Origin of the sequence: Micromonospora pallida (assembly GCF_900090325.1) — a bacterium.
GTDB lineage: Bacteria > Actinomycetota > Actinomycetes > Mycobacteriales > Micromonosporaceae > Micromonospora > Micromonospora pallida.
On record NZ_FMHW01000002.1, the window covers coordinates 1444553 to 1459142 of the forward strand.

General features: G+C 73.2%; 10 protein-coding genes and 2 pseudogenes. 6 read left to right on the plus strand and 6 right to left on the minus strand.

Annotated features, from left to right (window positions below; all coding sequences use genetic code 11):
- Positions 1–82 precede the first annotated feature (82 nt).
- The 4 genes from GA0074692_RS06350 to GA0074692_RS06365 all read right to left on the minus strand — a co-directional run bounded on the left by GA0074692_RS06350 (position 83) and on the right by GA0074692_RS06365 (position 4128).
- On the minus strand, positions 83–1027 hold the full coding sequence (locus tag GA0074692_RS06350; RefSeq protein ID WP_091640351.1) for an ABC transporter substrate-binding protein: 945 nt from the start codon (positions 1025–1027) through the stop codon (positions 83–85).
- Entirely contained in the window at positions 1027–1911 is an 885-nt protein-coding gene (locus GA0074692_RS06355) for an ABC transporter ATP-binding protein (RefSeq protein WP_091640354.1), read from the minus strand. The genes GA0074692_RS06350 and GA0074692_RS06355 overlap by 1 nt, the downstream gene beginning before the upstream one ends.
- Positions 1912–2002: 91 nt before the next feature.
- Complete coding sequence (locus GA0074692_RS06360) at positions 2003–3085, minus strand: FecCD family ABC transporter permease (protein WP_245730199.1); 1083 nt, start codon at positions 3083–3085, stop codon at positions 2003–2005.
- Complete coding sequence (locus GA0074692_RS06365; RefSeq protein ID WP_091640357.1) at positions 3082–4128, minus strand: FecCD family ABC transporter permease; 1047 nt, start codon at positions 4126–4128, stop codon at positions 3082–3084. Before GA0074692_RS06365 ends, GA0074692_RS06360 begins: the two co-directional genes overlap by 4 nt.
- Before the next feature lie 330 nt (positions 4129–4458).
- Between GA0074692_RS06365 and GA0074692_RS06370 the strand changes: the two genes are divergently transcribed.
- Complete coding sequence (locus tag GA0074692_RS06370; protein ID WP_091640360.1) at positions 4459–5265, plus strand: SAM-dependent methyltransferase; 807 nt, start codon at positions 4459–4461, stop codon at positions 5263–5265.
- On the plus strand, positions 5262–7061 hold the full coding sequence (locus tag GA0074692_RS06375) for a putative bifunctional diguanylate cyclase/phosphodiesterase (RefSeq protein WP_141725184.1): 1800 nt from the start codon (positions 5262–5264) through the stop codon (positions 7059–7061). Before GA0074692_RS06370 ends, GA0074692_RS06375 begins: the two co-directional genes overlap by 4 nt.
- Positions 7062–7092: 31 nt before the next feature.
- Here GA0074692_RS06375 and GA0074692_RS06380 read toward each other — a convergent pair whose 3' ends face one another.
- A complete protein-coding gene (locus GA0074692_RS06380; protein ID WP_091652761.1) occupies positions 7093–8076 on the minus strand; it encodes a WYL domain-containing protein in 984 nt (327 codons plus the stop codon).
- A gap of 62 nt (positions 8077–8138) precedes the next feature.
- Between GA0074692_RS06380 and GA0074692_RS06385 the strand changes: the two genes are divergently transcribed.
- Positions 8139–8756 carry a DinB family protein gene (locus tag GA0074692_RS06385; RefSeq protein ID WP_245730200.1) on the plus strand — a complete coding sequence of 206 codons (618 nt, stop codon included), beginning with the start codon at positions 8139–8141 and terminating at the stop codon, positions 8754–8756.
- Positions 8757–8817: 61 nt separating this feature from the next.
- Here GA0074692_RS06385 and GA0074692_RS06390 read toward each other — a convergent pair whose 3' ends face one another.
- On the minus strand, positions 8818–9819 hold the full coding sequence (locus GA0074692_RS06390) for a hypothetical protein (protein WP_091640365.1): 1002 nt from the start codon (positions 9817–9819) through the stop codon (positions 8818–8820).
- A 144-nt stretch (positions 9820–9963) separates the two neighbouring features.
- On the opposite strand from GA0074692_RS06390, the gene GA0074692_RS06395 reads away from it, so the two are divergent.
- The 3 genes and pseudogenes from GA0074692_RS06395 to GA0074692_RS06405 all read left to right on the plus strand — a co-directional run bounded on the left by GA0074692_RS06395 (position 9964) and on the right by GA0074692_RS06405 (position 14588).
- Entirely contained in the window at positions 9964–10710 is a 747-nt protein-coding gene (locus tag GA0074692_RS06395) for a response regulator transcription factor (RefSeq protein ID WP_091640368.1), read from the plus strand.
- Positions 10688–12183: pseudogene (locus GA0074692_RS06400) on the plus strand (sensor histidine kinase). The gene GA0074692_RS06395 and the pseudogene GA0074692_RS06400 overlap by 23 nt, the downstream one beginning before the upstream one ends.
- Before the next feature lie 45 nt (positions 12184–12228).
- Positions 12229–14588: pseudogene (locus GA0074692_RS06405) on the plus strand (mannosyltransferase YkcB-related protein).
- Positions 14589–14590: the final 2 nt, after the last annotated feature.

The window sequence follows — 14590 nt, forward strand, 5'->3', positions numbered from 1 at the left end:
ATCGACGTGACGAAACGGCCCCTGGCCCGGCCCGCCACGACAGGGCGGGACCGGGCCAGGGGCCGTTCGGCAGGGGAGGCGATCAGGCGGCCAGGTACTTCGCCAGGTCGTCGAGGATCTTGTTGGCGGCGCCGATGCCGATGCCGGTCATCCAGATCTCGTCGGAGACCACGTGCGCCTTGCCCGCCTGGACGGCCGACAGGCCCTTCCAGAGCGTGCCGCCAGTGACCTTGGCCTGCTCGGCGGCGGCCTTCTCGCCGTACGCGGTCACGAAGACGACGTCACCGTCGACCTCGCTGATCCGCTCCGGGCTGACCCGGTCCATCCGCTTGTCCTCCTTGCCGGCGAGCAGCTGCCGCTCGGGGCGGCCCAGGCCGGTGTCGCCGAGCACGATGCCGGAGAACGAGTCGGGTCCGTACACGCGGATCTCGGTGGGCATGAACCGGACGATGGAGATCTTGCGGTTGGCGGCGTCACCGAGGTCGGTGCCGAACTTCTTCGCCCGTGCCTCGTACTGGGCGAGCTGGTCCTTGGCCTCCTGCTCCTTGCCGAGCGCCTTGCCGTCGAGGAGGAAGTTCTCCTTCCAGGTGATGCCGACCATCTCGGTGAAGACCGTCGGCGCGATGGCGGACAGCTCGTCGTAGAACTTCTCCTGCCGGAACTTGCTGCCGAGGATGAGGTCGGGCTTCAGGGCGTTGATCGCCTCCAGGTCGGGTTCGGTGAGGACGCCGACCTCCTTGATGCCGGCGAGCTTCTCCTCGCCGAAGTAGGTCGGCCAGCTCCTCGCCTCGCCGGCGGTGGCGGCGCCGACCGGTGTGACCCCGAGGGTCAACGCGGTGTCGATCTTGTCGGTGTCCAGGACGACGACCCGCTTGGGCTCGACCGGGATCTTGGTGGCGCCCATGGCGTGGGTGATCTCCACGGTCTCCCCACCAGCCGTACCGGCAACCGGGTCGCTCTCACCGCAGGCGGTGAGTCCGACGCCGAGGGCGACGGCCGCGGCGAGGGCGGCGACGAGACGACGCATCAGATTCCTTCCGAGGGGGACGAGCCGGCGAGGGCTTCCTCGTCGGCGACGGGTACGGCGCCGGACGATCCGGCGGCCGAGGAGGTGCCGGCAGCGGCGGCCAGCGTGGGAGTGGTCAGGGCGGGCACCACCAGCGGAGCGCCGGTCACCGGGCAGGGCACGACCACGCAGTCGAGCCCGAACACCGCTCGGACCAGGTCCGCGGTGAGGATCTCGCGCGGCGGACCGGCGGCCACCACGGCGCCGGCCCGCATCGCGATCAGGTGGTCGGCGTAGCGGGCGGCCTGGTTGAGGTCGTGCAGCACGGCGACCACGGTGCGACCGCGTTCGGTGCGCAGCCGGTGCAGCAGGTCCAGCACCTCCACCTGGTGGGCCAGGTCGAGGAAGGTGGTCGGCTCGTCCAGCAGCAGTGCCTCGGTGTCCTGGGCGAGGGTCATGGCGATCCACACCCGTTGCCGCTGGCCGCCGGAGAGGGTGTCCACCGGCCGGGTCGCGAGGTCGGCGACGTCCGCCAGGGTCATCGCCCGGTCCACCGCTTCGCTGTCCTGCTCCGACCACTGCCGCCACCAGCGTTGGTACGGCTGCCGGCCCCGGCCGACCAGGTCGGCCACGGTGACGCCCTCGGGCACCAGCGGGCTCTGCGGCAGCACGCCGAGCCGGCGGGCCACCTCCCTCGTTGGCAGCTCCCGGATGGCGGCGCCGTCCAGCAGCACGGTGCCGCGTCGCGGGGTGAGCAGCCGGGCCATGGTCCGGAGCAGGGTCGACTTGCCGCAGGCGTTCGGCCCGACGATCACGGTGAACGCGTCGGCGGGCAGGTCCAGGTCCAGCCCGTCCAGCACGGTCCGCTCGTCGTAGCCGACGACCAGGTCGCGGGTGGAGAGCATCACGCCTCCTCGGCGGGGTTCGGGGCAGCCGCGACGGCAGCGGCGGTGGCGACGGAAGAGGGCCCGGCGGGGCGTCGGGTGCCGGCGGTGGTCACGACGACCTCCGGCGACCCCGCAGCAGCAGGAAGATCAGGTAGGGGCCGCCGATCGCGGCGGTCAGCACGCCGGCCGGGAGTTGGGTGGGCGCGAAGAGCCGCCGGGCGGCCAGGTCGGCCAGCACCAGCAGCAGGGCGCCGAGCAACGCGGAGCAGAGCAGCGGTGGCCGTTCCGCCCGGACCAGCCGCCGTGCCACCTGCGGCGCGACCAGGGCGACGAAGTCCACCGCGCCGACCTGGGCGGTGACCATCGCGGCGGCGAGCACGCCGGTGCCGGCGAGCCCGATCCGGCGGGCCACCGGACGCAGGCCGATGCCCCGGGCGGTGTCGTCGTCCAGCGCGGCGCTGTTCAGCGCCCAACCGGACCAGACCAGCACGGGCAGCAGGACGAGCAGCGTGGCGGCGATCCAGGCGGACTCCGTCCAGCCCTTGCCGGCGAGCGTGCCGACCAGCCAGATCTGCGCCCGGAGACCGTCGATCGGGTCGGCAGTGAGCATGACCACCTCGGTCAGCGCCCGCAGGGCGAACGCGACCGCTACCCCGGCCAGCACGAACCGCTGGGCGGCGAGCCCGTGCCGGGCACCGAGGGCGAGCACCCCGGCGGCGGCCACGAGACCGCCGGCCAGCGCCGCCGGCCCGACCACCACCGCCGCCGCGCCGCTGGTCAGGGCGATCGTCGCGGCGAGCCCGGCACCCTGGGTGATACCGATGACGTCCGGACTCGCGAGTGGATTACGGGAGACGCTCTGGATCAGCGTCCCGGCCACCCCGAACGCCGCGCCGGCCACCGCCGCCAGTACCAGCCGGGGCAGCCGCAACTCCAGGACGACCAGGTCGTACGGGGTGCCGACACCGGAGAGCGCCCGCAGGACGTCGACTGCGGCGACGTACGGGGTGCCGAGGGAGAGGCTCACCACCCCGGCCACCGCCAGCAGCCCGGTCAACGTGGCGGCGACCAGCACCGAACGGCGTCGGATCTGCACGCTCACCGGGCCGACCCGGAGCAGTGACCGACCCGGTAGCCGGTGGGCCGCCGAGCCGACGGAACGGGCACCACTGGTTCGGGCGATGGTGCTCACGCGGTCACCAACCGGGCACGCCGCACCAGCACGGCGAGCAGAGGCGCGCCGACCAGCGCCGTGACGATGCCGGCGGGTATCTCGCCGGGCGGGGCGACCAGCCGGCCGACGATGTCGGCGCCCAGCAGCAGCGCCGGTCCGAGCAGCGCGGAGACCGCGAGGGTCCAGCGGTGGTCGGCGCCGACCAGCGCCCGGGCCATGTGCGGCACGGCCAGCCCGACGAACGCGACCGGCCCGGCGGCGGCGACGGCGGCCCCGGTCAGCAGCACGGCGGCGGCACCGCCCCCGAGCCGGACCAGCCCGATCCGGTGGCCGAGGCCACGGGCCACGTCGTCGCCGAGGGCGAGCGCGTCCAGGCCCCGGGCGACCAGGGCGGCCAGCGCCAGTCCGGCGAGCACGAACGGCACCACCTGCACGGCGACGGAGAGGTCCCGGCCGGCGAGTCCGCCGACCACCCAGAACCGGTACTCCTCGAAGGTGCGGGCGTCGATGCTGAGCAGCGCGTACACCATCGAGGCGAGACTGGCGTCCAGGGCCGCGCCGACCAGCGCGAGGGTGATCGGACTGGCGCCCTCCCAGGCCCGGGCGGCGACGGCGAGGACCAGCAACCCGGCGAGCACCGCGCCGCCGATCCCGAACCACACGTAGCCGGCCAGCGTGCCCACCCCGAACACGGAGATGGCCAGCACCACGCCGAACGACGCGCCGGCGCTGATGCCGAGGATCCGTGGTTCGGCCAGCGGGTTGCGGGTGAGCGCCTGGAAGAGCACGCCGGCCACCGCGAGCGCCAGGCCGACGGCGAGGCCGAGCGCCGTACGCGGCAACCGGAGCTCGCGGACGATGGTGCTCGCCTCCCCGCCGTCCGGCGCGACCAGCGCGGACCACACCTGGTCCACGGGGAGCGACCGGCTGCCGAGGGCGAAGCTGGCCAGCACGGTGACGAGCAGCACCAGCGCGGCCGCCAGGGCGACCCAGAGCCGGCGCCCACCCCCGGTGCCGGCACGGTGGCCGAGGGTGGCTGCCCGGTGGGCGACGGTGGTCACAGCGCTCCTACGACGACGAGGTCAGGTTCGGCTTACCGTAGCTGGTGAGGTTTGCCTGCCCTAACTCGCGGTACCGGATCGACCCTCGTTGAGCTGGGCGAACAGCGGCTCCCTCGGCCTCGGCGGCCCATCATCGTCCGAATCGGCCCGGTGGCGGGGAATGCGGTCCGATCCCTGTCTCCCGGGTCAGGATCGAGCGGTGGCCGTGATCGCGAAGAACGGCAGGGTTCGTTACCATTAACCTTTCATGATCCCGGTGCGCTCATCGAGCGAAAGATCCCCTGGTGGGGGTGGAGCCGGATACGTCACCATCGGTAAGGAAGGGCGGCAATGGAGCGGCCGGATTGGGCACCAGACGACGTTGATCTCACCCGGCCGAGCGTTGCCCGAGCCTACGACTACTGGCTCGGCGGCTCGCACAACTTCGAGGTCGACCGGGAGTTCGCCCGCCAGGCCATGGCGGCGGTGCCGGGCCTGCGCATGGTGGCGCGGGCGAACCGGGAGTTCCTGCACCGCGCGGTGCGGTTCATGCTCGACCAGGGGGTGCGACAGTTCCTGGACATCGGGTCCGGCATCCCGACGGTGGGCAACGTGCACGAGATCGCCCAGCAGGTGGATTCGGACGCCCGCGTGGTCTATGTGGACATCGACCCGGTAGCGGTGGCGCACAGCACGCAGATCCTCGCCGGTCAGCCGAACGCCGTCGCGCTGCTCGAGGACCTGCGTCATCCGGAGGCCATCCTCGACCATCCGGAGACCCGCCGGCTTCTGGACCTCGACCGGCCGGTCGGCCTGCTGCTCGTGTCGGTCGTGCACGCGATCCCCGACGAGGACGATCCGTGGGGTCTGGTCCGGCGACTGTGGACGGCGCTGGCCCCGGGCAGTTGCGTGGCGATCAGCCATGTCACCACCGACAGCCGGCCGGACGAGATGGGGGAGGGCGCCCGGCTCAGCAGCCGGACGAGCACGCCGGTCACCGCCCGTCCGCGGGCCCGGGTGGAGGACCTCTTCGCCGGCCTCGACCTGGTGGAGCCCGGGGTGGTCTGGTCGCCGCTGTGGCGGCCCGAGAACCCGGCCGACGTCGGGGAGAATCCCGAGCAGATGAGCTTCTATGTCGGAGTTGGATGCCGCAGGTGACTGGTCGGCCCGAGGTCTCCGGGGTCGACCACCGGCGCCGCCAGGGCGTCGAGGAGTTCGCCAGGGTGTGGGCCACGGCGTTGCACCGGGCCCACTACGTCCCGATCAGCGCCGAGGAGCGGCACCGTGTCGTCACCGGGCTGACTGTCCGCCTGGTCGCCGGGATCCTCGGCGACCAGGCGGACGCCGGTGACGGCCAGCGGATCGGCGCCGACCTGGTGGCCGCGGGCTTCGGGGCACCGGAGGCGCTCGGTCGGACGATCGCGATCGTCGGCTCGCGGCTGCTCACCGATCTGCGTATGGCTGCCGACCCGACGCTCAGCGCCCGGCTGAGCGGGCTGCTGGCCGAGATCGCGGTCGGCTTCGTGTCCGCCGCGCACGACCGCAGTCTGCAGGCCCAGGACTCGGTCCGGCTGGCCGCACTGGCCGCACACACCCGGGCCGAGGAGGCGTTGCGGGTCAGCGAGGCCCGGTTCCGCCGCTTCGCCACCCACGACCAGCTGACCGGTCTGCCCAACCTGACGTTGTTCACCGAGCGGCTGGGGCGGCTGTCCGCCGCCGGCACACCGTTCGACCGGGCCGGCGTCTGCTGCGTCGACATCGACGACTTCGCGGCGGTCAACGACGTACTCGGGCATCAGGTGGGCGATCTGCTGCTCCGGGACATCGCCGGCCGGCTCGACGCGATCACCGACCCGCGGGTCGAGTTGGTGGCCCGGCTGGACAGTGACCGGTTCGCGATCCTGGTCGTCGGCACCACCTGCGCCGAGGACGCGATCAAGATCCTGGACCAGGCGCTGGCCGCGTTGGCTGCCCCGTTCCACGTCGCCGACACCGAGGTGCCGATGACGGCGAGCGCGGGCGTCGCCGAGGGACCGGTCCGTGACGGCAACGCCGCGAAGCTGCTGCGGGCCAGCGAGATCGCGCTGCACTGGGCCAAGGCGGACGGGAAGGCGACCTGGCGCCAGTTCGACCGGGACCGCAGCAAAGCCGACGCCGCGCGGTACCGGCTGTCGGTGGCCATGCCGGCGGCCCTGCGACGGGGCGAGTTCACCCTCGCCTACCAGCCCATCGTCGACCTCCGATCCGGACGGTTGACCGGGGTGGAGGCGTTGGCGCGCTGGCAGCATCCCCAGCTCGGCCTGCTGGGCGCCGGACGGTTCGTCGAACTCGCCGAACGCACCGGCCTGGTCGTGGCGATGGGCAACCAACTGCTGGAGCAGGCCTGCCACCAGGCCAGCCGGTGGCAGCGCCGCCAACCCGGCCTGTACGCGAGCGTGAACGTGTCGGTGCGCCAGCTCCGCCAGGACGGCATGGCCGGGGCGGTCTCGCAGGTCCTTGACCGGACCGGCCTGCCGCCGGACCTGCTTCAGCTCGAGGTCACCGAGCAGGCCGTGATCGAACTGACCGGCGTCGTGATAGACACCCTGACCGCGCTGATGAAACTCGGCGTCCGCATCGTCATCGACGACTTCGGCGTCGGGTACGCGAACCTGGCCAACCTCCGCGCCCTGCCACTGCACGGCCTCAAACTCGACGCCAGCCTGACCCGTCCGTCGACGCCGGCGTTCCGGCCGACGGCGACGCACCGCCCCGGCACCGATGACGACTTCCTCGCCACCGTCGTCACGCTCGGCCACCGGCTCGGCCTCACCGTGACCGCCGAGGGTATCGAAACCGCCGAGCAGGCCGACCGCATCAGTGCGACCGGCTGCGACAACGGGCAGGGGTGGCACTTCGGTCACCCGGTGCCGCCGAACGAGATCAGCGACCGCCTCGTGGCGCAGAACCATTAGTAGAGCCGATGGCTCCTCGGGTTCGGTGCGCCTACCTGGTGCGGACACCGGTCGCGGCGTCGGCGTAGCGGCGGGCCAGGTGCGCGAAGGCGTCCCTGAGTTCGGCCGGACCGACGACCTCGATGTCGGCGTCGAACCTGCCGATGGCGGCGGCCAGACCGTGCCACGACCACGAGCCCAGGACGAGCCGGCAGCGGTCCGGACCGAGTTCCTCGACGACTCCGTCACTGGTGTAACGGGACACCACGGCGGCGGGTAGGTCGAGGATCACCTCGCCGCGACAGGGCCAGTCGCCAGAGCCCCAGAACCTGCTGACCACGAAGGCGGCGACCTCACCTCCGGGCAGCTCGCGCGGGGTGAAGCGGGGTCCGGTGGGGGTGCGCGGAGTGATCCGGTCGGCGCGGAAGGTACGCCAGTCCTGACGGTCGAGGTCCCAGGCGACGAGATACCAGCGCCCACCCCAGGTGACGAGGTGGTGCGGCTGCACCCGGCGCGGCGGGGTCTGGGCGCCGTGGTCGGCCACCGCTGATGGGGGATAGTCGAAGCGGAGCACCTCGCGGGCGTGGACGGCGGCGCTGAGCGCCAGGAGCACGGTGCTGTCGACCTTATGGTCCGGCCGGATCGTGGGCCGCTCGACGGCGGTGACCTGGATGGTGTCGATCCGGTGGCGCAGCCGGGCAGGCATGACCTGCCGGACGGTGTGCAGCGCGCGTGCGGCGGCCTCCTCGATGCCGGCACGAGTGGTGGTGGCGATCTGGAGTGCGATCGCCAGCGCGACGGCCTGCTCGTCGTCGAACAGCAACGGAGGCAACTGCGCGCCGGCGTCGAGCCGGTACCCACCGTCGGGTCCCTTGAAGGCCACGATGGGATAGCCGAGCTCGCGTAGCCGGTCGACGTCCCGCCGCACGGTGCGTGGGCTGATGTCCAGCCGCTCGGCCAGCAGCGCCCCCGGCCAGTCCCGGCGGGTCTGGAGCAGCGAGAGCAACGCCAGCAGTCGCGCTGAAGTTTTCGGCATGATCCCCATACTGCCCGGAGAAGCGGACACTTCCTGACCGCTTTGCCTGCGACTGTGGTCGCGTGCCACTCAACGACGACAAACCGAAGGGCCCGAACACCGTGACCACCACCGCCACGCCCCCCTTGACCCTCGACACCGAGCGGGCCGACCTGATCGCCGCACTCGCGACGGCGCGATCCGCCCTGACCAACACCGTCCGCGGGCTCAGCGACGAGCAACTCGGCGAGCGCCCGACGGCCAGTGCGCTGTGCCTGGGCGGGCTGATCAAGCACGTCACGTCGATGGAGGAGGGATGGCTGCGGTTCGTGGTCGAGGGCCCGTCGGCGCTCCGCTTCGACATGCCCGAGGGGGTCACCTGGGCCGACTTCATGGCCGGTACCGCGCGCGAGGTCCCGCAGTGGGCGATCGACCACCAGAACGACTTCCGGATGGGACCCGGCGAGACGCTCACCGGGATCCTCGCCCGTTACGAGCAGGTCGCCGCCCGCAGCGCTGAGGTCGTCGCCGCCCTCCCCGACCTGTCCGCGACCTACCCGATGCCGGAGGCGCCCTGGAACGAACAGAGAGAGGTGCGCAGCGTGCGTCGGGTGCTGATGCATGTCATCGCCGAGACCGCCCAGCACGCCGGGCACGCCGACATCCTGCGCGAGACGCTCGACGGGCAGACCTCGACCTGAGCCGACCGGCCGGACCCGACGGACACATCTGCTGATCGGCAGCCACCGCCCCTGACGGAAGTCAGGACTTCCTGCGGAGTAGTCCGACGAGCGTGGTGTCGGCCTGGGCCAGGATCGGCGGGCCGGACATCGGCCTGGTCAGGACCCGCCGGCAGTGGTCGAGTTCGACGTAGACCTCGCCACCCGTGCGGTCGGTCGCCCACAGCACGGCGAACCGGTCCGCGGCGCCCGTGCACTTCTTCGCCGGAGGCAGTGCGGTCAACGCCCGCTCGACGGATTCGCGTCGCTGCTGTGGGAGGACCAGTCCGTACTCGAAGGTCCCGGCGGGCTGAGGCGTCCCCTGCTGCTTCACCGGCACCCGGAACACGCACAACCGCAGGGGCACGGTGGACGGGAACGAGATCGCCACCCGGCCCGGTCGCGCGAGGGACGCCGGATCCCCGGTCTCGGTGGCCACCACGTCCGACGACTCCTGGCCGCATCCGGAAGCGGACGCCTCGGCCGACTCGAGTTCCCGTACGACCTTCTCGGTGACGGTGGTCAGCCGCAGGCCACGTACGGCCTCCAGTACTTCGGGGAGCGGTTTGCCGCAGCCGTCGACCGGCAGCCCCGGCCGGATCCACCGGCCCTCTCCGTCGAGCAGCAGCAGGTTCGGCACCGGGGGTGCGTCCAGGTTGCAGGCGTCGGTGGTGGGCGGGGTGTCGGACAGACGCAGCGCGGCGAGCAGAGCCGTCAACTCGGTGGCCCGGCTCTCGGTGAGGACCAGGTCCACGCCGCCTTTGGCGCGTTGCTTCGGCTCGAGTTGGCAGTGGATCGCGGCCGTGGGCACGAAGTCGGTGCCGAGGCGCGGCAGGGTGAGGGCGGCCCACGAGGCATCGCCGAACTCGGTGGGCGCGTCGACCGCGCAGGAGGTCCACCCGGCTCGGACGGCCGGCGTACCGGTCACCGGCGGGGGTAGCCCGGCCTGCTGCCCGCCGGCCGGTGAGTCGACGCCGGTACCACCGCAGGCCGCCAGCGCGGCTACCGCCGTCACCCCGGCGAGCCCCCTGCCGATCGCGCGCATGTCACCCTCCGACAGAAAGACACGATTCGTACGCTATCGAGAACGAGGACGGTGGTGTCTCCGTTGCTGGGGGTGTGGGCGCCGCACAGGTGGCGCACAGGAAACGCCGAGGTGGGACACAGTGCCTCGGGTCAGGATGTGGCCATGGTGACCGATGGGCATGCGCTGCCGGGCCGGGTCGAGTTGCGCCGTCCGGACGGCGGGCCGGTCCGGGTGCTGGTGGTCGACGACGAGCCGACCCTGACCGACCTGCTCGCCATGGCGCTGCGCTACGAGGGTTGGCAGGTGGCGACCGCCGGCAACGGCATGTCCGCGCTGAGCAGCGTCCGCCAGGTCCGCCCGGACGTGGTGGTGCTCGACGTCATGCTGCCCGACCTGGACGGCTTCCAGGTACTGCGCCGGCTGCGCGAGCAGGCCCCGAACGTGCCGGTGCTCTTCCTGACCGCCCGGGACGCGGTGCAGGACCGGATCGCCGGGCTGACCGTCGGCGGTGACGACTACGTCACCAAGCCGTTCAGCCTGGAGGAGGTGATCGCCCGGCTCCGGGCGCTGCTGCGGCGCGCCGGGCTGGCCGTCGCGGCCCGCGAGGAGGCCGTCCTCATCGTCGGCGACCTCAGTCTGGACGAGGACAGCCACGAGGTACGCCGGGGCGACGACCTGATCACCCTCACCGCCACCGAGTTCGAACTGCTCCGCTACCTGATGCGCAACCCCCGCCGGGTGCTCAGCAAGGCGCAGATCCTCGACCATGTCTGGAACTACGACTTCGGGGGCCAGGCGAACGTCGTCGAGCTGTACATCTCGTACCTGCGGAAGAAGATCGACGCCGGCCGGGAGCCGATGATCCACACGCTGCGTGGGGCGGGGTATGTCCTCAAGCCAGCCCCGTGAGCCTGGCCCCCGCTGGTCGCTGCGGCGCTGGCTGGCCGGCTGGTCCCTGCGCGCCCGGCTGGTGGCCATCGTCGTCGCGCTGCTCGCTCTGGTCAGCGTCGGGGTCGGCGGCGTCACCACGGTGGCGCTGCGGCACTTCCTGATCGCCCAGGTCGACGACCAGCTGGACTCGACCTGGCAGCCCCGGGGACCGGCCGCGCCCGGCGGGCCGCTGCCGGACATCGTCGAGGGTCGCCTTCTGCGTATCCCGCCCAGCTTCCCGACCGGCACGATCGTCGCCCAGACCGCCGACGGCGAGGTCCTCGCCGCCCTGACGCGTACCGTCGGCGAGGACGACGAGACGGTGGCCCCGGATCAGGTCGCGGCGATCACCCGACTGCCCACCGACGGGCGGCCCCGCACCGTCGACCTCGGCGAGCGGGGCGAGTACCGGTTCGTGGCGCAGGAGTTCCGGGACGGCACCACCCGGGCACTCGGTGTGCCCCTGGCCGGCGTGCAGGAGACCGTCTGGTGGATGGTCGCCGCGCAGGCCGGTCTCGCCACCGTCGGCCTGCTGCTCGCCGGCTCGGCCGGTGCGCTGATCGTCCAGGCCACGCTGCGTCCGCTGCGCCGGGTCGCCGCCACCGCCACCCGGGTCACCGAACTGCCGTTGGACCGGGGCGAGGTCGCCCTGTCGGTCCGGGTGCCGGCCGCCGACACCGATCCGCGTACCGAGGTCGGCCAGGTCGGCGCCGCGCTCAACCGGATGCTCGGGCACGTCGCCGCCGCCCTCGCCGCCCGCCAGGCCAGCGAGACCCGGGTACGCCAGTTCGTCGCCGACGCCAGCCACGAGCTGCGTACCCCGCTCGCCGCCATCCGCGGCTACGCGGAGGTGGCCCGCCGGGGACGGGCGCAGGCCCCGCCCGACGTGGCGCACGCGCTGCGCCGGGTGGAGTCGGAGAGCGCCCGGATGACCAGCCTCGTGGACGACCTGCTGCTGCTGGCCCGACTCGACTCCGGGCGACCCCTGGTCTCCGAGCCGGTCGACCTCTCCGCGCTGGTGGTCGACGCGGTCAGCGACGCGCACGTCGCCGGCCCCGAGCACCGTTGGCAGCTCGACCTGCCCGACGAGGCGGTCGAGGTGCCCGGCGACGCCGCCCGGCTGCACCAGGTCCTGACGAACCTGCTGACCAACGCCCGGGTGCACACCCCGTCCGGCAGCACGGTCACCACCACGCTGCGTGCCGAACCGGACGCCGCCGTGCTGACCGTCGCCGACGACGGCCCCGGTGTCCCGGCCGAGCTGCAACCGGAGGTGTTCGAGCGGTTCGCCCGGGGGACAGCTCCCGTTCGCGGGCGCACGGCAGCACCGGCCTCGGTCTGGCCATCGTGGCGGCCGTGGTGGAGGCCCACCATGGGCAGGTCACTGTGGACAGTCGGCCCGGCCGGACCGTGTTCACGGTCCGGCTGCCGCATCGCACAGCGGGGTCATAGGCTTCTCACGGGGGCGGGCCAGCCGAGCCGCCGAGGCTTGCCGGCATGGAGAGAACAGAGACCCTGCTGACCGCGCCCGAGCCGGTCCCCGCCCCGGCCGTCGTGCCGGACCCGCACCCCGTCCCACCCCCGCCGCAGCCCGCACCGGCGGCGGCCCGCGCGATCTGGACCCGGCCGGCGTTGGCCGTGCTGCTGGTCGGGACCGCCCTGCTCTACCTGTGGGGGCTGGGGGAGTCCGGCTGGGCGAACGCGTACTACTCGGCCGCCGTGCAGGCCGGCTCGGAGAGCTGGACGGCGTTCCTCTACGGCTCCTCCGACGCGGCCAACTCGATCACCGTCGACAAGACCCCGGCGTCGCTGTGGCTGATGGCCCTCTCCGTACGCGTCTTCGGGCTCAGCTCGTGGTCGATCCTCGTCCCGCAGGCGCTGCTCGGCGTCGCCACGGTCGGCGTGCTGTACGCGACCGTCCGCCGCTGGTACGGCCCGGCCGCCGGGCTGATTGCCGGTACGGTGCTCGCGCTCACCCCGGTCGCCACGCTGATGTTCCGGTTCAACAATCCGGACGCCCTGCTGGTGCTCCTGCTCACCGTCGCTGCCTACGCCACCGTACGGGCCCTGGAAGCGGCCTCGACCCGGTGGATCGTGCTGGTCGGGGCGCTCGTCGGGTTCGGCTTCCTGACCAAGATGCTCCAGGCGTTCCTGGTGGTGCCGGTCTTCGCCGGGGTCTACCTGGTGCCGCGCCGACCGGGTTCTGGCGACGGATCCGGCAGCTCCTCCTCGCCGGACTGGGCCTGGTGGCCGCCGCTGGCTGGTGGGTGGCGATCGTCGAGCTGGTCCCGGCGAGCGCCCGCCCCTACGTCGGCGGCTCGCAGACCAACAGCATCCTCGAACTGACTCTCGGCTACAACGGGCTCGGCCGGCTCACCGGCGACGAGGTCGGCAGCGTCGGGTCGCGCGGCGGCGGGCCGTTCTCCGGACAGACCGGTCTGCTGCGGATGTTCGACACCGAGGTCGGTGGGCAGATCTCCTGGCTGCTCCCGGCCGCGCTGATCCTGCTCGCCGCCGGGCTGCTGCTGACCGGCCGGGCGACCCGGACCGACCGTACGCGGGCCGGCCTGCTGCTCTGGGGCGGCTGGCTGCTGGTCACCGGCGCGGTTTTCAGCCTCATGGACGGCATCTTCCACGCGTACTACACGGTCGCCCTGGCCCCGGCGGTCGGCGCCCTGGTCGGCATCGGCGCCACCCTGCTCTGGCGGCACCGCGCCGGCAGCGCCGCCGCCATCCCCCTTCCGGCCGGCTCCGCCGAAACCGGCCCGGCCGGCTCTGCTGAGGCCGACTCGGTCCGGTCCGCCGACTCGGTCCGGTCCGCCGGCCCGGTCCAGCTCGGGGCCGACGGCGCGAGCGCGGCCGGTGTCGTCGCGGTGCCGTCCGGGCGGCCCGCGCCCCGCTGGCGCGGCTGGTTCGCCACCGGGGCGCTGGCGGTCACCGTCGCCGTCACCGCCTGGTGGTCGTGGACGCTGCTCGGGCGCAGCCCCGACTGGTACCCCTGGCTGCGGACGGTGGTGCTGGTGGCCGGACTGGCGGCGGCACTGCTGGTGCTGGCCTCCGGCCGGCTCGCCCGCCGGCTGACCCCGCTGGTGTTGGCTGTGGGGGCGGTGACGGCACTGGCCGGTCCGGCGGCGTACGCGGTGCAGACCGCCGGCACGCCGCACACCGGCTCCATCCCCAGCGCCGGGCCGGCGGTCCAGGCCGGCTTCGGTGGCGGCCCGGGCCGGATGCAGCGGCCCGACGACGGCCAGTTCCCCGGCGGGGACGGCGGCCGGCCCGGCCAGGACGGCCAGACCGACGGCCAGACCGGGCCGGGCGGCGGCGGGTTCCCGGGCTTCCCCGGCGGCGGCCAGCTCCCCGGTGCCGGTCAGGCGCCGGGCGGCACGACCGGCGGGCAGGCTCCCGGCGGCATGACCGGCCAGTTGCCCGGCGGCTCGACCGGCGGGGCGGCACCGGGCGGCGGGAACGTGACCCGGGGTGGTGGCATGGGCGGGCTGCTCAACGCCACCGAACCGAGCGCGGAACTGCGCGCCCTGCTCGAGTCCGACAGCGACGACTACACCTGGATCGCCGCCACCGTCGGATCGAACAACGCCTCCGGCTACCAGTTGGCCACCGGCGAACCGGTGATGGCGATCGGCGGCTTCAACGGCAGTGACCCGTCGCCCACGCTCGCCGAGTTCCAGCGGTACGTCGCCGACGGCGAGATCCACTTCTTCCTCGGCGGCGGTGGCTTCCGGGCCAACAGCGGCAGCAACGCCTCGGCCGAGATCGCCGCCTGGGTCGCCGAGAACTTCACGGCGCAGACCGTCGACAGCGTCACCCTCTACGACCTGAGCAGCGGAAAGCAGGGCTGAGC

What these genes read in the sequence shown, in the direction of transcription:
- GA0074692_RS06390 (WP_091640365.1), bottom strand. Translation starts at nt 9,819, where the DNA reads ATGCGCGCGATCGGCAGGGGGCTCGCCGGGGTGACGGCGGTAGCCGCG.
- GA0074692_RS06355 (WP_091640354.1), bottom strand. Translation starts at nt 1,911, where the DNA reads ATGCTCTCCACCCGCGACCTGGTCGTCGGCTACGACGAGCGGACCGTG.
- GA0074692_RS06380 (WP_091652761.1), bottom strand. Translation starts at nt 8,076, where the DNA reads ATGCCGAAAACTTCAGCGCGACTGCTGGCGTTGCTCTCGCTGCTCCAG.
- GA0074692_RS06370 (WP_091640360.1), top strand. Translation starts at nt 4,459, where the DNA reads ATGGAGCGGCCGGATTGGGCACCAGACGACGTTGATCTCACCCGGCCG.
- GA0074692_RS06350 (WP_091640351.1), bottom strand. Translation starts at nt 1,027, where the DNA reads ATGCGTCGTCTCGTCGCCGCCCTCGCCGCGGCCGTCGCCCTCGGCGTC.
- GA0074692_RS06395 (WP_091640368.1), top strand. Translation starts at nt 9,964, where the DNA reads ATGGTGACCGATGGGCATGCGCTGCCGGGCCGGGTCGAGTTGCGCCGT.